Source organism: Pseudoalteromonas sp. PAR1 (assembly GCF_947311895.1).
Lineage (GTDB): Bacteria > Pseudomonadota > Gammaproteobacteria > Enterobacterales > Alteromonadaceae > Pseudoalteromonas > Pseudoalteromonas lipolytica_C.
The window spans coordinates 14,937-32,138 of the sequence record NZ_CAMZMY010000005.1 but is presented as its reverse complement, the minus strand read 5'-3'; the positions used below and the strand labels follow the sequence as shown (position 1 = coordinate 32,138).

Below are 17,202 nucleotides of genomic sequence, written 5' to 3'. Positions count from 1 at the left end.
TTCAGCGCTTGCTAAGACATTCTCTCTCACACTAAAAATGTCTGGCTACAACGTTATCAGGAAAATAGAATGCGTAGACTCCCACCGGTATTGTTAGAAGATGGTTGCCCTCGTGAACTGATCTCATTGATCAGAACGGTACTTGCGGCATGTAAAGAGATTTCATTTCGTGTTGGTCAAGGCGCCCTATCTGGCGTATTAGGCTCAACCCTAGACGAAAACATTCAGGGTGAAACACAGAAAAAACTCGACGTTCTAACTAACCAACTTTTAAAAGATATTTTATTAGAATCGGGCTACGTAAAAGCCATTGCCTCTGAAGAAGAAGACTTCACTGTTGCGGGTAATCCAGATGCCAACTACATTGTTGCATTCGACCCACTTGACGGTTCATCGAATACTGATATCAACTCGCTCGTTGGTACGATTTTCTCAATTATGGCGGCGCCTGAAGGCTCTGATCCAGCTGACCCAAGTATCTTTATGCAACCAGGTAAGAACCAAGTTGCGGCAGGTTACGTGTTATATGGCCCATCAACCGTATTAGCTCTTACCACAGGTAAAGGCACGCGCTTTTTCACTTTAGATAAAACTCACGGCACCTTCTTATTAACGCAAGAGTTTGCAAAAATCCCAGAAGAGACCAGCGAATTTGCTATCAATGCTTCAAATCAACGCCATTGGCAACCTGCGATGCAAAATTATATTAACGATTTGCTAGCCGGTGATACAGGCCCGCGCGGCCGTAACTTCAATATGCGCTGGATTGCTGCAATGGTGGGTGATGTACACCGTGTATTATGCCGTGGTGGTATCTTCACGTATCCAACAGACACGAAAGATCCAAACAAACCAAACAAATTACGTTTATTATACGAAGCAAACCCAATGGCAATGCTAATTGAGCAAGCTGGCGGTATTGCCTCTACAGGTACTGAGCGCATCATGGAGATTCAACCTGATGCCATCCACCAGCGAGTGGCGGTGATCTTAGGCTCTAAAAATGAAGTTGAAACCTGCTTAAGCTACCATAAGTAACCTGAGCTCTTAATAACAAAAACCGTGCTTGTAATAATAACAAACACGGTTTTTTTGTTGCTCCAATCTAAATACAAAAAACCCAGCCTAAGCTGGGTTTTTTAAAGCTATTCATTAAAAGAACTTACTTCTTTTTAACTGCTTTTTTGTTTGGAAGGTCAGTGATTGAACCTTCGAAGATTTCAGCAGCTAGACCGATTGATTCGTTTAGCGTTGGGTGAGCGTGAATAGTTAACGCTAGGTCTTCACCGTCTGCGCCCATTTCAACTGCTAGGCCGATTTCACCTAACATTTCACCTGCGTTGATACCAACCATAGCACCACCGATAACGCGACCTGAGTCTTTATCGAAGATTAGCTTAGTTTGACCTTCAGTACGTGCTGAAGCGATTGCACGGCCAGAAGCAGCCCAAGGGAATACCGCAGTTTCGATGTTTAAGCCTTGCTCTTTAGCTTCTTTCTCAGTTACACCAACCCATGCGATTTCTGGATCTGTGTATGCGATTGAAGGAATGCACTTAGGATCGAAGAAGTGTTTCTGACCTGAGATAACTTCTGCTGCAACGTGAGCTTCGTGAACTGCTTTGTGCGCAAGCATTGGCTGACCAACGATATCACCGATAGCGAAGATGTGATCAACGTTTGTTTTAAGCTGCTTATCAACATTGATGAAACCACGCTCATCAACGTTAACGCCTGCTTTATCAGCGTCAAGTAATTTACCGTTAGGTGTACGACCTACAGCTACAAGTACTTTGTCGTAACGTACTGCGTCAGCTGGTGCGTTTTTACCTTCGAATGAAACGTATAGACCGTCTTCTTTCGCTTCAACGCCAACTACTTTAGTAGAAAGCATTACGTTGAACTTGTTCTTAACGTATTTTTGGTAGATCTTGATAACGTCTTTATCAGCTGCTGGTACTAATTGATCAGCAAATTCAACAACGTCGATTTCAGAACCTAGCGCACGGTATACAGTACCCATCTCAAGACCGATGATACCACCACCTAAAACAAGAAGCTTCTCAGGAACATCTTTAAGCTCTAGTGCACCTGTTGAGTCAATTACGCGGTCATCTTCAGGGATGAAAGGTAAATTAACAGGTTGAGAACCTGCAGCGATAATAGCATTATCAAATGTGATCGTTGTTGTACCGTCTTCACCTTCAACAGCTAGTGTGTTGCTACCAGTGAATTTACCGTAGCCATTAACTACTTTCACTTTACGCATTTTAGCCATGCCGTCTAGGCCGCCAGTTAATTGACCGATTACAGACTCTTTCCAATCACGGATTTTGTCTAGGTCGATTTCAGGCTTACCAAAAGTAACGCCGTGAGATGACATTTCTGCAGCGTCATCAATCACTTTAGCTACGTGTAAAAGTGCTTTTGAAGGAATACAACCCACATTTAGACATACACCGCCTAATGTGTTGCGAGATTCTACCAATGTTACTTCTAAGCCCAAGTCAGCAGCACGGAAAGCCGCAGAATAACCACCAGGACCACCGCCTAGTACAACAACTTGAGTTTTTAATTCGTTGCTCATGCTATTACCTTAAATGTTTGAACGGGACACTGCCCCTAAGTTTAACTGCCATGTTTCTGCAAGGCAGAAAGGGAGAGCAGATATCTATACCAAGATTGTTCTATGGCAAAGATTGTATCATTGCCAATGGTAAAAATCCCAGCAAAAAACACCTTGCTGGGATTTGATTCTTATAAATTATGAGACGATTACATCACCAATTGACGAATATCGCTCATGTAGCTTGCTAGCGTCACAGTAAAGCGTGCTGCTAGTGCACCGTCAATAACCCTATGGTCGTATGACATTGATAATGGAACCATTAATTTAGGTTCAAACTCTTTGCCGTTCCACTTAGGTTTCATTTCTGACTTAGATACACCCAAGATAGCAACTTCTGGCGCATTCACAATTGGCGTGAACGCTGTACCACCGATACCACCAAGGCTTGAGATTGTGAAACAACCGCCTTGCATATCAGATGACGTTAGCTTGCCGTCACGTGCTTTAGCTGAAATTTCCATTAATTCACGAGAAAGTTCAATGATGCCTTTTTTATCAACATCTTTGAATACTGGAACAACCAAGCCGTTTGGTGTATCAACCGCAACACCAATGTTGATGTACTTCTTCAAGATTAAGCTTTCGCCGTCTTCAGACAGTGAAGAGTTAAACGTTGGGAATTCAGCAAGTGCTTTCGCCGCCGCTTTCATCACAAACACAAGTGGTGTGATTTTAACACCCAGCTTTTTCTTCTCAGCAAGCGCGTTTTGCTCTTTACGGAATGCTTCAAGGCTTGTGATATCCGCTTCGTCAAACTGTGTAACATGCGGGATTTGCACCCAGTTACGGTGTAAGTTAGCACCTGATAGCTTCTGAATACGAGAAAGTTTCTTCTCTTCGATTTCACCAAACTTAGCAAAATCAACCTTAGGCCAAGGGATAAGACCTAACTCACCGCCACCCGCATTACCTTTACCTGCAGATAGCTGACCAGATTCAACTTTCTTCACAAGGTCTTTTACGTAGTTTTGTACGTCTTCTTTAACAACACGATTCTTACGACCCGTGCCTTTTACGTTTGCTAGGTTAATACCGAACTCACGCGCTAAACGACGAACAACTGGTGATGCATGTGCATACGCTTTGTTATCTGCAAAACCTTCGTTGCTTGCAGGTGCTGATGCAGGCTTTTCAGCTGCTGGTGCTTTTGCAGCAGGAGCGGCTTCAGCTTTTGCAGGAGCAGGTTCTGCTGCAGCAGGTGCACTACCGACTACTTCAAATACAAAGATAAGTGAACCAGTTGATACCTTATCTCCAGCTGCTACTTTGATTTCTTTAACTGTACCGGCAAATGGTGCTGGTACTTCCATTGATGCTTTATCGCCTTCAACGTTTAAGATTGATTGATCTTCTTCAACCTTATCGCCAACAGCAACCATCACTTCGGTTACTTCAACTTCATCACCACCGATATCTGGCACGTTTACTTCTTTAGTGCCAGATGAAGCAGGAGCAGCTTCTGCTGAAGCTGATTCTGCTTGAGTTGATTCTGCTGCAGATGCTTCAGAGCCGCTTGATGCCGTTTCAAAAACGAAGATTAAAGAGCCAGTTTTCACTTTATCGCCAGTTGCGATTTTGATCTCTTTAACAGTACCAGCAAATGGCGCAGGTACTTCCATTGATGCTTTATCGCCTTCAACGCTTAATAAAGATTGCTCTTCTTCAACCGTGTCACCTACCGCAACCATGATTTCAGTTACTTCAACTTCATCATCGCCTATATCTGGTACATTAACTTCTTGCGTTGCAGAAGCTGAAGATTGTTTAGTTGGCTCTTCTTTAGCTTCTTCTTTAGCTTGTGCTGGTGCAGCTGCTTGTTCTTCACCTTCGAAGATCATGATAAGTGAACCCGTCGTTACCGTATCACCTTCAGCTACTTTAATTTCTTTAACCGTACCTGCTTGTGCAGCAGGTACTTCCATTGATGCTTTGTCGCCTTCAACCGTTAATAACGACTGATCAACCTCAACCTTATCACCAACGCTAACAAGGATTTCGGTTACTTCAACTTCATCGCCACCGATATCTGGTACTTTAATTTCAATACTCATTGGAACCTCTTATGCGTATAGCGGGTTAACTTTGTTTGTGTCGATGTCGAACTTCTTGATTGCTTCAACAACCACTGACTTCTCAACTTCACCACGTTTAGCAAGCTCTGATAATGTTGCAACCACAACATAGCCCGCATTAACTTCGAAGTGACGACGTAAGTTTTCACGGCTATCAGAACGACCGTAACCATCTGTACCCAACACTTTATAGTTGCTGCTTGGAACAAATGAACGAACTTGTTCTGCGTAGTTCTTCATGTAGTCTGTTGCTGCAACAGTTACTGCATCTGTTAATGCATTTGTGATGTAAGCAGTCTTTTGTTCTGCTTCAGGGTTAAGCATGTTGAAACGCTCAACATCTTGACCATCACGTGTTAACTCGTTGAATGACGTTACAGAGAATACATCTGAACCAATGCCATATTCTTCGCTGAGGATTTGTGCCGCTTTACGCACTTCCATCATGATTGTACCTGAACCTAGTAACTGTACTTTTGCTTTCTCGCCAGCCACAGTTTCAAGTTTGTAGATACCTTTACGAATACCTTCTTCAGCGCCTTCAGGCATTGCTGGTTGATGGTAGTTTTCGTTCATTAGCGTTAGGTAGTAGAACACGTTTTCTTGGTCTTCACCGTACATGCGACGGATACCGTCTTGCATGATTACTGCTACTTCGTATGCGAATGTTGGATCATAAGAAATACAGTTAGGTACTGTGTTAGCAAGAATGTGGCTATGACCATCTTCGTGCTGTAAACCTTCGCCGTTAAGTGTAGTACGACCAGCTGTCGCACCTAGTAAGAAACCACGTGCTTGTTGGTCACCAGCCATCCACGCCATATCACCTACACGTTGGAAACCGAACATTGAGTAGTAGATGTAGAATGGGATCATCGGTAAGTCGTTAGTGCTGTAAGATGTTGCAGCAGCAACCCATGATGACATTGCACCTAACTCGTTGATACCTTCTTGTAATACCTGACCTGATGTCGCTTCTTTGTAGTAAGAAACAATGTCACGGTCTTGCGGCGTATAGTTTTGGCCATGCGGGTTGTAAATACCGATTTGACGGAATAAACCTTCCATACCAAACGTACGCGCTTCATCAGCGATGATAGGAACGATGTTTTTACCAATGCCTTTGTCTTTTAGTAACACGTTAAGTGCACGTACAAAGCCCATTGTTGTAGAGATGTCACGTTTTTGCTCTTCAAGTAGCGGCTTGAACGCGTCAACTTCAGGTAATGTTAACTTTTCAGAGAACTTAGCAATACGCTTAGGCGTGTAACCTTGCAGTGCTTCACGACGTGCGTGAAGATACTTGTACTCTTCAGAACCTTCTTCAAGTGTAAGATATGGAAGGTCTTTAATTTCTTCATCAGAAACCAAATCTTGAAGACCTAAACGTGAGCGTAAGTGCTCAACGTGTGTCATGTCCATTTTCTTAACTTGGTGCGCGATGTTTTTACCTTCAGCTGCATCACCCATGCCGTAACCTTTTACAGTTTTAGCTAGGATTACTGTTGGACGATCTTTGGTTTCTTCCGCTTTTTTGAATGCAGCGTAAAGTTTTGATGGCTCATGACCACCACGCTTAAGTGCGAAAATTTCTTCATCAGTCATATCAGCAACAAGTGCTGCTGTTTCTGGGTAACGACCAAAGAAGTGCTCACGAACGTATGCACCATCTTTCGCTTTATATGTTTGGTAATCACCGTCAATGGTTTCGTTCATTAACTGCAGTAATTTACCTGTTGTATCTTTAGCTAGTAGGATATCCCAACCGCTACCCCATACAACTTTAATCACGTTCCAGCCAGCGCCTTTGAATAGACCTTCAAGCTCTTGAATGATCTTGCCGTTACCCATTACTGGGCCATCTAAACGCTGTAAGTTACAGTTGATTAGGTAACATAGGTTATCTAGCTTCTCACGCGCAGCAAATGAGATTGCACCACGTGATTCTGGCTCATCCATCTCACCATCGCCTAAGAAAGCGTATACACGTTGGTTTTTAGTGTCTTTTAAGCCACGACCATCTAGGTATTTTAGGAAACGCGCTTGGTAGATAGATGCAATCGGACCAAGACCCATAGATACTGTAGGGAACTGCCAGAATTCAGGCATTAATTTAGGGTGTGGGTATGAAGGAAGACCATTACCATCAACTTCTTGACGGAAGTTATCAAGCTGCTCAGCTGTTAAACGACCTTCAACAAATGCACGTGCATAGATACCAGGAGAAATATGGCCTTGGTAATACACTAAGTCACCGCCGTCTACATCGTTTGGTGCTTTGAAGAAGTGGTTAAAACACACTTCATAGAATGCAGCAGAAGACTGGTAAGACGCCATATGGCCGCCTAAGTCTAGATCTTTTTTCGACGCACGTAATACGATCATGATCGCATTCCAACGGATGATTGAACGAATACGACGTTCAATGTTTACGTCACCTGGGTAAGCAGGCTCTTGATCTACCGGAATGGTATTAACGTAGTTAGTAGTCGTGCCAGTAGGCATATCAACACCGTCTAAACGGGCTTGCTCTAACACTTGCTCAAGTAAATATTGAGCTCGTTCTACACCTTCTTCGCGCACAACAGATTCAAGGGCTTGTAACCACTCTTGTGTTTCTAGCGCGTCTACGTCAATTTTATTGACTTCAGACATATGGAGGTTTCCTTATGTTTAAAATACTAATTATTTTAATAAATCTTAAATTAAGTAGTTAACTAAACTTAGCTAATCACTTGCTTAATGTTGTTTGGTGCGTCTTAAACTACGTTCAATCCGCGAATGCTCTTTGCCAGCCTCAAGTAAGGCTTCTTCGATAAAGGCTAAATGAGCATTACTAGCAAGACGTGCTTGCTCTGGGTTTCCTTCAATAACCGCATCCATCAACAGTCGCCTATGCTCTGCAAGCTGTTGGCTGATCTGTGGTTTTTTTAACAGTACAGTTAAATTCTGTAATACATTTTGCTCTAGTAGAGCCTGCATCCCTCTAACTAGATGTAGTAACACCACGTTATGAGACGCTTCAGCCACACTAAAATGGAATGCATTAATGGCTTTTGCTTTTTGCACAATGTCATCGTTAACAAGCGCGATATTATCAAAGCTTTGTTTTACTTTTTTAAAGTCATTGGTGGTACCACGCATAGCCGCGTAATAAGCCGCGATCCCCTCAAGGGCATGACGAAATTCAAGTAAATCAAATTGTGACTCTGGATGCTTACTGATCAAATCAAAAAGCGGATCAGTGAGCCCCTCTTCAAGTTGATTTTTTACAAAGGTTCCGCCGCCTTGGCGACGTGTCACCAAGCCTTTTGCTTCTAGCTTTTGGATTGCCTCACGCAGTGAAGGTCGCGACACTTCAAATTGTTTCGCAAGCTCACGTTCCGGAGGCAGCTTTTCACCTGGCGCTAACGATCCCTCGAGAATCATATTCTCAAGTTGCTGTAAAATAACATCAGATAATTTTGCTGCTTTAATCTTTAAAGACATTTATTAACGTCCGCATTGTTATGCATTAACCCTATAAATATCGGGTACTTAACTTTGTGCCTTGACCAAAAAGGTAAATTGGTCATACCAAATTGAGACATACGTTATCAAAAACCCGTATTTCTGTCAATTTCAGTGCGATTTAAGACTAATAACACCCTAACGCAATTCGCTTAAAGATTAAACAGTATGGATTAAAGTGACTTTTTCTGAAGGAAAAAACAATAAAAATTAAATGGTCAGACCAGATTGGTAAGCACTAGGTATTACATCTAAGCATTTAGTCATCAGATAGTAGATGTTAGTCTATTTGAATGACTTGGAAGCAAGTACAGGTAGGATGCACTTCAGTGCTGAAAAATCAGAACTCAATAGAAGTGCACTAACAGAGCAATTTATGAATAAAGTCATTCCTACAATCTACTACGCCAAACCACCAAATAAAGTAAGTGCTGCAATAATCACTAAAAAGAACAATACATTTCTTTTTACAAGTTTCATCATGCAGGTGGCTTCGTAAGTACAGCCAAAATGTTGTTGCTCTATTTGCTCAGCAGCAAGTGCGGTTTGCGTAACGACTTTTCGGTTACTAACTGAAAAGTCGAGCACATACTTCAACCAACAACTGGTGCCTTTATTAAAGTTACCAATCACTAAATAACCAAAGCTTGCAACACGTGCTGGTAACCAATCGAGCCAAAACAGTAAGCTATGAATCAGTTTAAAACGTTTAGCATAGACAACACTGTGATCATCCCTTACCTTGTCTGCAAGGGTTCGAACTAGTGCATAAAGCACCGCGCCTGGTACACCTAAAACCACAAACCAAAAAATCACTGCACAATAAAAACGAAAATTTAGCCATGCTAGCGTTTGCCCAAATGTCTCACCATGGGGCTGATCTTCTGTTTTCTTTTGCCCCATCTGTAATGCAAATAAAGAAGCAGCTTCTTGATCGTTACGTGTTAATGCATTTAAGTATGACTTGTATAAAGCACGCTGCTTAGCACAGCCAAAGCAAACCAACAGTACAGCAACATTCACAGCTAACTGCCAAATTATAAAATCTGAGAATTGATAAACGAGTCCAACGGCAACCACTGGTAACATTAACCAAATCAAAAAGCCTATTGGGGAATTGAATAAGCCTTTTTCTGAAAGGTGTTTTTGCGAGTGCTTAAGATAGGAGTTGGCATAAAAACCGATTTGCCAATAATCAGCCCGCGCCCCTAAACGCTCAATCACCAAAGCAACAATTATTGAAATTAAGATCATGCTTTTACCTATATCCTTTAACTAAAACACTAAATCAAAATAGTATTGCCAATCGAAACTTCTACCTGGATCCGTTTTTCGGCCCGGTGCAATGTCACAATGACCAACGATACGCGAACGATTAATATCTGGGTACTTTTCGATTAATGCCGATGTCACCAAGTGTAATGCATTATATTGTGCTTGGGTATACGCTTGCGTGTCGGTGCCTTCAAGCTCAATACCAATACTAAAGTCATTACAGCGTTCTCTGCCTTCAAATGTTGATACGCCTGCATGCCAAGCTCGTTTGGTAAAAGGAACATACTGAATTATCTCTCCTGTACGACGAATAAAGCAATGGGCGGAAACCCGCAAACCGTCTAAATCAGCAAAGCTCTCATGCGCAGAACAATCAATACATCCCATAAATAAATCATCAACATAAGGTGTTGCAAACTGCCCTGCCGGCAAAGAAATATTATGAATGACCAATAATGAGACTTCATTATCAGGGCGTTCATCATAATGTGCACATGGACGTTGTAACACATTGTTTAATTGACCAAGTTCATTTATATGCATTTTAAAAACTAACAATGACAGTAAAGTTAAATAGTGTAAATGGTTAAAAACTTAGGGTCTAGTTAGATTCATTTTCGCTAAGGAGGATGCGATTAAGCCTCCTCTACTGGCGGTCGATCTTTAACTTCTAATAAGGGGTTAAACATAGTAAAATTTCGCCAATTTATTCATAAACAATGAGCTTTCTACATGTCAGTCCCTCACTCTTTAATTAGCCAATTGGTTAAACTTGCCCTTGATGAAGATTTGAATTACCAAAGCGCCGGTGACGGTGATATCACCGCACAGCTGATACCTGAAAACCAGCAAGCGAATGCCAAGGTAATAACTCGTGAAGACTGTGTATTTTGTGGAAAAGAGATTATTTTAGAAGTATTTAACCAAGTCGATCCAACAGTAAAAGTTGATGTACTGGTAAATGATGGCGATAAAGTCGCAGCGAATGCTACTTTGTTTACAGCATCTGGTTCAGCTCGCGCTATTTTAACTGCAGAGCGCACGGCCCTTAACTTTGTACAAACACTTTCTGGCACAGCAACAACAACTGCTCGTTATGTAAAAGAGCTAGAAGGTACAACCACACAGCTACTCGATACACGCAAAACAATTCCTGGCTTACGGGCGTTACAAAAATACGCAGTTAAATGTGGTGGTGGCGCGAATCACCGCATCGGGCTATTTGATGCATTTCTTATTAAAGAAAACCACATCGCTGCATGTGGCGGTATTGATAAAGCAGTAGCACAAGCAAAAAGCAACCACCCTACAAAGCCAGTTGAAGTAGAAGTTGAATCACTTAATGAGCTTGAGCAAGCAATCACTGCGGGTGCTGATATCATTATGCTCGACAACTTCACCGTTGAGCAAATTCAGCAAGCAGTCACAATAACAGATAAGCGCGCAAAGCTTGAAGTGTCTGGCAATATGACACTCGAAACTCTTAAAACTTACTCGCAAGCAGGTATAGATTTTATCTCGAGCGGTGCACTTACAAAAAATTTACAATCAATCGATCTATCCATGCGATTTAACGGCTAACTTCCCCTTTATACGTATTTAGTGACTTACCTAATTTATTGACAAGAAAATAAAAAAAGCATTAAATACGTAAAAAGCTTAGGTGAGTAACAAAAAACATACATTTGTTTGATGCAGATCAACCTTTTGTACTAAACTACTCATAACTAACAGTTAAACTACAAACATTTCAATTACTTACAACAGGCGCATAGACCTTACTAATGGGTTCCCCCTATTTTAGAGGCTTGACCTGTCTCAAAACAAGACCGGAAAATTCAGAAAAATCGCTTGTCTTACAGTAAAATAGCTTTCAAATGCATTGAATAATGCTAAAGTAATTTTATATGCTTTGAACATGGGATGTTTGTTGAAAACTTTGTTATCAATCACGCTATATTTGAAGACATTTAAATTAAAACTGTAAGATTTAACCTGTAAATTGAGCCTTGGTTTTACAACGCTGAAGTTATAGCTAAACTTACTAAATCATCATATCCTTTAGGAGAGGAACAAATGACACAACAAAAGCAACAGGGTTTCACCCTAATTGAATTAATGATTGTAGTTGCAATCATCGGTATTTTGGCAGCGGTAGCACTGCCTGCTTATCAAGATTACACAGTTAAAGCTCGAGTTTCAGAATGTGTAAACCTTGCTAGTGCAGCAAAAACAACTGTAGCAATGAATGCAGCTGAAGGTGCAGCATTTAATTCTGGTTTTAATCCAAACGCTGCAACTGAAAACTGTTCAGCTGTAGCTATCGCAGCAACCACAGGTGTTATTACAGTTACTTCTACAGCTAAAGCTGGAGCAGTTGAACTAACAATGACGCCAAAAACTGGTACAGCAGCTCTAGCGAGCGGTACAATCCCTGCTGGAGAAATCAACTGGACTTGTACTATTGATTCAGCAGATAAAAACAAGTACGTACCTAGTTCTTGTCAAATTTAGTGACACCTGATTAAATAGTTTTAATCATTTTAAGGTAGCGGCTCAAGCTACCTTTCTCTCTTCTATTCCAAAGAAAAAAATGGCTAAACAACCTGAAAATAAAAGCTTAGACACTTTCCAATGGGTTGGTGTGAGTGCTCGCGGCAAAAAACTTGAAGGTGAACTTTCTGGACAAAGCATAGCGTTGGTTAAAGCACAACTACGCAAGCAAGGTATAATTCCGTCGAAAGTAAAACGTAAAGCAAAGCCTTTATTCGGCGCTCGCGTCCAAAAAATCACAGCTAAAGATATTGCCCTCATTACTCGACAAATTGCAACTATGCTAATGGCAGGGGTTCCCCTCATTCAATCTATTGAAATGATTGGCTCAGGTGCTAAAAATAAAAGTGTTGCCAAACTTATGGAAGGTATTGGCGATGATGTTAAAGCCGGTATCCCTCTTTCACAAGCGCTTCGCAAACACCCTCGTCATTTTGATGATTTATATTGTGACCTAGTAGCCTCTGGCGAGCAGTCAGGCGCACTTGATAAAATATTTGACCGAGTAGCACTTTATAAAGAAAAAGCAGAAGCTCTCAAATCAAAAATTAAAAAAGCCATGTTTTACCCTATTGCGGTTTTAGTGGTTGCTCTAATCGTTACATCTATCTTGCTGATATTTGTAGTACCGCAATTCCAAGAAATATTTAATGGCTTTGGTGCTGAACTACCCGCATTTACTTTAATGGTGATTGGTATTTCAGAGTTTATGCAAGAATATTGGTGGATGATGCTTATTGCTATTGCCGCTGCAGGTTTTGCATATAAAGAAGCACTTCTTAAAAGTAAAAAGCTCAGAGATGCAAATGACAGGGCTATATTAAAATTGCCTGTCATTGGTATGATTTTGAATAAAGCGGCTGTTGCTCGTTATGCTCGTACTTTATCTACTACCTTTGCAGCTGGTGTGCCACTGGTTGATGCGCTAGATTCTGCAGCGGGCGCTTCAGGTAATGCGGTGTACCGTTATGCGATTTTAGAGATAAAAGCCGAAGTAAGCTCCGGTAACTTAATGAACTGGGCAATGCGCAACACAAAAATATTCCCTGATATGGTCGTACAAATGGTGGCCATTGGTGAGGAGTCAGGTTCACTCGATGGTATGCTTGCTAAAGTGGCAACGATATATGAGCAAGAAGTAGATGATGCAGTAGACGGTTTATCAAGCTTACTTGAGCCCCTTATCATGGCGGTTTTAGGCGTACTTGTTGGTGGTTTGATTGTTGCTATGTACTTACCAATCTTCCAACTCGGTTCGGTGATTTAAAATTAAGCTGTAAAGGCTAGTTGATAGTTTGCAATATAAAATAAATAATAAAAACGTTTCAACACAGCGAAATAAAATCGGCCTATAAATGGCCAGAAGTTAGGTAACTTAATGGAAAACTTTTTTCTTGATATAACCACTGCAATGCAAAGTCAGCAGTGGTTTTATTTTTTGACTGTGGGCTTAGTTAGCCTGTGTATTGGTAGCTTTTTAAATGTGGTGATTTATCGTTTGCCACTGATGATGAAACGAGAATGGCAAACAGAATGCCGTATTGTATTGGCCGATGAGCTCAATTCAAAACAGCAAACAGAACAAAACCCCTTTAACTTAGTAAAACCTAGTTCAACTTGCCCTACATGCAAAGCACCAATAAAAGCTTGGCAGAATATTCCTGTTATAAGTTGGTTATTACTCAAAGGTCGTTGTGCCAGTTGCAAAACACCGATTTCGGTGCGTTATCCTATTGTTGAAATTTTAACAGCTGTTTTAAGTTTAATAGTTGCAGCTGTGTTTGGTCCAACTAAATTAGCTCTACTTTATATATTAATTACTTGGGTTTTGGTCGCTTTAACCTTTATAGATATAGATCATATGTTACTGCCTGATCAGCTCACATTGCCATTGGTTTGGTTAGCATTAATTGCTGCAACTTTGGATATTACCATTGCGCCAACCGATGCTATTATCGGCGCCGCAGTTGGCTACCTGAGCTTATGGAGTGTCTACTGGTTATTCAAGCTTGCTACTGGTAAAGAAGGCATGGGTTATGGCGACTTTAAACTGTTAGCCGTGTTTGGTGCGCTGCTAGGCTGGCAAGATATTTTAACTATCGTGCTATTATCAAGTGTCGTTGGTGCCATCATTGGCATTACACAAATAATCATTCAAGGTAAAGATAAAACCACGCCAATCCCATTTGGGCCCTACCTTGCGATTGCTGGTTGGGTCACTTTGCTATGGCGTGAGCAAATTCAAGCCTATTACTTTAACTTTTTAGGTTACTGATTATGGCAAAGTGGATTTTAGGAATTACTGGCGGTATTGGCTCTGGAAAAAGCGCGGTAAGCGCAATGTTTGAAGAACTTGGAATTAAAGTAGTCGACGCTGATGTTGTTGCCAGAGAAGTTGTCGAGCCAGGCTCAACGGGTCTTAAAAAAATTACTGAATATTTTGGTGATGAAATACTCACGAGTAGCAGCACACTCGATCGCGCAAAACTAAGAACAATAATCTTTGCTGATGAATCTAAAAAACAATGGCTAAATAGCTTATTGCACCCGCTTATTAGAGAATCAATGCTGAGGCAATTACAAAAGGCCACCAGCTCCTATGTAATATTAGTTGCACCACTACTATTCGAAAATGGCTTAGAGAAATTTTGTAACCGCACTTTGCTCGTTGACGTTCCGGTTGAGGTGCAAATAACGAGAACCACAGCACGCGATAATGTTTCCACTGAGTTAGCTGAGCAAATCATAGCCTCACAAATGCCTAGAGACGATAAGCTACTAAAAGCGGATGATATTTTGGATAACAATCGTCCTCTTAGAGAGGTTTTTCTTACAGTGAAAGAGTTACATCTCTCATATTTAGCATCTGCACAACAATAGCTAATTCAAAATAGAATGCTAATATTAATTAGCATGCCGCAAACTAACCCAAAAGAATTAGCAAACAATGTAAATACATGAGTTTATGATGATTTTATTTTGCAATTTTGACTAAATCAGACAAGACTGATGTTATACCCTAATTTTTTCTGGTAAATTGTGGCAAAGATAGGCTCAACTTAGGTGCGCAATGAATATAAACTCACCGCTTCTCAGAAAGTACATTACTCTTGGACGTATTGATGCCGAGACAGTAAAGTTAAAACAAAAAGAGTATAGTTCTACCGCAGAGCTTATAGCTAAAAGTTGCGGTATGGATGGTCGTGAACTTGCCGAGCAATGCACCGATCTATTTCGTGTTCCTTATTTTGATATTAAAGACTTTGATGTCACAAAAATTTCTGAAGAGCTGATCAAAGAAAAACTCATTCGCGAGCATCACATTCTGCCACTTGTAAAAAAAGGCAGTAAGCTCTATATAGCCGCATCGGATCCGACCGACTATGGTGCATTTGAAAACTTTGAGTTTAGTACAGGTCTCTCATGCGAAGTCGTGGTTGTTGATTACAATCAACTCGAAAATAAAATTGAACAATTATTCGATGCGACCGGAAGTTTACATCTTAGCGAAAGCGAATTTAAAGAGCTTGGCGAGCTTGAAACCGAAACCTCAACTGATTTAGCAGCTAAAGATGAAGACAAAGACGATGCACCGATTATTGTCTACATCAATAAAATTTTAATGGATGCAATTAAAAAAGGCGCGTCGGATTTACACTTTGAACCTTATGAACACCGATATCGTGTGCGTTTTCGTATCGATGGTATTTTGCATGAGATGGCAAGCCCACCAAATAGCTTAGCTAGCCGCTTATCTGCACGTATCAAGGTTATGTCGCGACTAGATATCGCAGAAAAACGTAAACCTCAAGATGGTCGTATTAAGCTTAAAATAACCGAACGTAAAAGCATCGATTTTCGTGTAAGTACATTGCCTACATTATGGGGCGAGAAAATCGTAATGCGTATTCTCGACTCATCAAGTGCCATGCTCGGTATCGATGTCCTTGGCTATGAGCCTGAGCAGAAGAAGCTTTACATGGATGCACTTGAGCAGCCACAAGGGATGATCTTGGTGACAGGTCCTACAGGGTCTGGTAAAACCGTATCACTTTATACCGGTTTAAACATTCTCAACCAGCCAGAGCGTAATATTAGTACCGCCGAAGATCCAGTAGAGATAAACCTTGAAGGGATAAACCAAGTACAAATTAATCCAAAAGCTGAAATGACCTTTGCTAACGCATTAAAAGCATTCTTGCGACAAGATCCTGATGTTGTCATGGTTGGTGAGATCCGTGATCTTGAAACCGCTGAAATCGCGATTAAAGCAGCACAAACGGGTCACTTAGTTTTATCAACTCTACACACAAACTCAGCGCCAGAAACCCTAACTCGTCTTTTAAATATGGGGGTGCCTGCTTATAACGTAGCAAGTTCAATTAGTCTTATTATTGCACAGCGTCTAGCAAGACGACTTTGCCCTAAGTGTAAAACACCAGAAACACTACCTGATGAAGAACTGATTCGCCAAGGTTTTGATAAAGACAAGCTTAGTGAAATACAACTATTTGCACCTAAAGGTTGTGATAGTTGCACTGAGGGTTATAAAGGACGTGTTGGTGTCTATGAAGTAATGCAGATCACACCTGAAATTGCGCAAATTATTATGCGTGGTGGTAATTCCTTAGAGATTGCAGAAGTAGCATTAAGATCAGGATTCAATAACTTACGATTATCTGGACTCAAAAAAGCCGCAGCGGGTGTCACCTCACTTGCAGAAATCAACCGAGTAACGAGTTTCTAACTCGTTACTGGATTCTCTCACTCCAGTTCAGTAAGATCAGCCTAAATGAATTATTGAGAAGCAGCAATGCCAACTGTTGTAAATTGTCCAACCTGTAAAGAAAAAGTGGAGTGGTCAGAACAAAGTCCGTTCCGTCCATTCTGTTCAAAACGATGTCAACTTATTGATTTAGGTGAGTGGTCATTCGAAAATAATCGAATTTCAACACCTATTAGCAATGCTAATGAGCTTAGCCAAGATATGATTGAAGATATTGAAGCCATGCTCGCTAAAAATGACGACTCATTCTTTAAAGAGTAAATTTTAAGTAGGACCAATCCGCAATAATACTTAATCATTTTGAGGGATTAAACCTGTCGCTACCTGCGTTAAAAATTTCTGATTTACGACGGCATGGATGCAGAAGGTAGAGCAAT

At 41.0% G+C, this 17,202-nt stretch carries 14 protein-coding genes; 8 read left to right on the top strand and 6 right to left on the bottom strand.

Annotation, left to right across the window (positions count from 1 at the left end):
* The first annotated feature begins 69 nt into the window (after positions 1-69).
* Positions 70-1,038: a class 1 fructose-bisphosphatase gene (locus QL229_RS05320; RefSeq protein WP_281546530.1), complete on the top strand. Its 969-nt coding sequence runs from the start codon at positions 70-72 to the stop codon at positions 1,036-1,038.
* A gap of 124 nt (positions 1,039-1,162) precedes the next feature.
* Here the strand turns inward: QL229_RS05320 and lpdA are convergent, their stop codons facing one another.
* From lpdA to ampD, 6 genes are all read right to left on the bottom strand, one after another.
* Positions 1,163-2,587, bottom strand: coding sequence for a dihydrolipoyl dehydrogenase (gene lpdA / locus QL229_RS05315; protein WP_138557162.1), 1,425 nt, complete (start codon positions 2,585-2,587; stop codon positions 1,163-1,165).
* Between the two features lie 188 nt (positions 2,588-2,775).
* On the bottom strand, positions 2,776-4,680 hold the full coding sequence (gene aceF / locus QL229_RS05310; RefSeq protein ID WP_281546529.1) for a pyruvate dehydrogenase complex dihydrolipoyllysine-residue acetyltransferase: 1,905 nt from the start codon (positions 4,678-4,680) through the stop codon (positions 2,776-2,778).
* Positions 4,681-4,689: 9 nt separating this feature from the next.
* A complete protein-coding gene (gene aceE, locus QL229_RS05305) occupies positions 4,690-7,356 on the bottom strand; it encodes a pyruvate dehydrogenase (acetyl-transferring), homodimeric type (RefSeq protein WP_281546528.1) in 2,667 nt (888 codons plus the stop codon).
* An 84-nt stretch (positions 7,357-7,440) separates the two neighbouring features.
* Complete coding sequence (gene pdhR / locus QL229_RS05300) at positions 7,441-8,190, bottom strand: pyruvate dehydrogenase complex transcriptional repressor PdhR (RefSeq protein ID WP_036965924.1); 750 nt, start codon at positions 8,188-8,190, stop codon at positions 7,441-7,443.
* Positions 8,191-8,613: 423 nt separating this feature from the next.
* Positions 8,614-9,465 carry a beta-lactamase regulator AmpE gene (gene ampE, locus QL229_RS05295; RefSeq protein WP_281546527.1) on the bottom strand — a complete coding sequence of 284 codons (852 nt, stop codon included), beginning with the start codon at positions 9,463-9,465 and terminating at the stop codon, positions 8,614-8,616.
* A gap of 21 nt (positions 9,466-9,486) precedes the next feature.
* Complete coding sequence (gene ampD / locus QL229_RS05290) at positions 9,487-10,029, bottom strand: 1,6-anhydro-N-acetylmuramyl-L-alanine amidase AmpD (protein WP_281546526.1); 543 nt, start codon at positions 10,027-10,029, stop codon at positions 9,487-9,489.
* A gap of 189 nt (positions 10,030-10,218) precedes the next feature.
* Between ampD and nadC the strand changes: the two genes are divergently transcribed.
* From nadC to yacG, 7 genes are all read left to right on the top strand, one after another.
* Complete coding sequence (gene nadC, locus QL229_RS05285; protein ID WP_135923550.1) at positions 10,219-11,067, top strand: carboxylating nicotinate-nucleotide diphosphorylase; 849 nt, start codon at positions 10,219-10,221, stop codon at positions 11,065-11,067.
* 495 nt (positions 11,068-11,562) lie between these two features.
* Positions 11,563-12,000 (top strand): pilin, encoded by a 438-nt coding sequence (locus QL229_RS05280; RefSeq protein ID WP_281546525.1) that lies wholly within the window; start codon positions 11,563-11,565, stop codon positions 11,998-12,000.
* 79 nt (positions 12,001-12,079) lie between these two features.
* The gene (locus tag QL229_RS05275) at positions 12,080-13,306 is read left to right on the top strand and encodes a type II secretion system F family protein (RefSeq protein WP_281546524.1); all 1,227 of its coding nucleotides are present in this window, start codon (positions 12,080-12,082) and stop codon (positions 13,304-13,306) included.
* A gap of 111 nt (positions 13,307-13,417) precedes the next feature.
* A complete protein-coding gene (locus QL229_RS05270; RefSeq protein ID WP_281546523.1) occupies positions 13,418-14,314 on the top strand; it encodes an A24 family peptidase in 897 nt (298 codons plus the stop codon).
* Positions 14,315-14,316: 2 nt separating this feature from the next.
* Complete coding sequence (coaE, locus tag QL229_RS05265; protein ID WP_281546522.1) at positions 14,317-14,919, top strand: dephospho-CoA kinase; 603 nt, start codon at positions 14,317-14,319, stop codon at positions 14,917-14,919.
* A gap of 190 nt (positions 14,920-15,109) precedes the next feature.
* Positions 15,110-16,786 (top strand): type IV-A pilus assembly ATPase PilB, encoded by a 1,677-nt coding sequence (gene pilB, locus QL229_RS05260; protein ID WP_135923544.1) that lies wholly within the window; start codon positions 15,110-15,112, stop codon positions 16,784-16,786.
* Between the two features lie 66 nt (positions 16,787-16,852).
* Complete coding sequence (gene yacG, locus QL229_RS05255) at positions 16,853-17,086, top strand: DNA gyrase inhibitor YacG (RefSeq protein WP_135923543.1); 234 nt, start codon at positions 16,853-16,855, stop codon at positions 17,084-17,086.
* Positions 17,087-17,202: the final 116 nt, after the last annotated feature.

Excerpts from the sequence above, each read along its gene's own strand:
- nadC (WP_135923550.1), top strand. The coding sequence starts at position 10,219 with ATGTCAGTCCCTCACTCTTTAATTAGCCAATTGGTTAAACTTGCCCTT.
- ampE (WP_281546527.1), bottom strand. The coding sequence starts at position 9,465 with ATGATCTTAATTTCAATAATTGTTGCTTTGGTGATTGAGCGTTTAGGG.
- ampD (WP_281546526.1), bottom strand. The coding sequence starts at position 10,029 with ATGCATATAAATGAACTTGGTCAATTAAACAATGTGTTACAACGTCCA.
- QL229_RS05320 (WP_281546530.1), top strand. The coding sequence starts at position 70 with ATGCGTAGACTCCCACCGGTATTGTTAGAAGATGGTTGCCCTCGTGAA.
- aceE (WP_281546528.1), bottom strand. The coding sequence starts at position 7,356 with ATGTCTGAAGTCAATAAAATTGACGTAGACGCGCTAGAAACACAAGAG.
- pilB (WP_135923544.1), top strand. The coding sequence starts at position 15,110 with ATGAATATAAACTCACCGCTTCTCAGAAAGTACATTACTCTTGGACGT.
- aceF (WP_281546529.1), bottom strand. The coding sequence starts at position 4,680 with ATGAGTATTGAAATTAAAGTACCAGATATCGGTGGCGATGAAGTTGAA.
- QL229_RS05280 (WP_281546525.1), top strand. The coding sequence starts at position 11,563 with ATGACACAACAAAAGCAACAGGGTTTCACCCTAATTGAATTAATGATT.
- QL229_RS05270 (WP_281546523.1), top strand. The coding sequence starts at position 13,418 with ATGGAAAACTTTTTTCTTGATATAACCACTGCAATGCAAAGTCAGCAG.
- pdhR (WP_036965924.1), bottom strand. The coding sequence starts at position 8,190 with ATGTCTTTAAAGATTAAAGCAGCAAAATTATCTGATGTTATTTTACAG.
- coaE (WP_281546522.1), top strand. The coding sequence starts at position 14,317 with ATGGCAAAGTGGATTTTAGGAATTACTGGCGGTATTGGCTCTGGAAAA.
- lpdA (WP_138557162.1), bottom strand. The coding sequence starts at position 2,587 with ATGAGCAACGAATTAAAAACTCAAGTTGTTGTACTAGGCGGTGGTCCT.
- yacG (WP_135923543.1), top strand. The coding sequence starts at position 16,853 with ATGCCAACTGTTGTAAATTGTCCAACCTGTAAAGAAAAAGTGGAGTGG.
- QL229_RS05275 (WP_281546524.1), top strand. The coding sequence starts at position 12,080 with ATGGCTAAACAACCTGAAAATAAAAGCTTAGACACTTTCCAATGGGTT.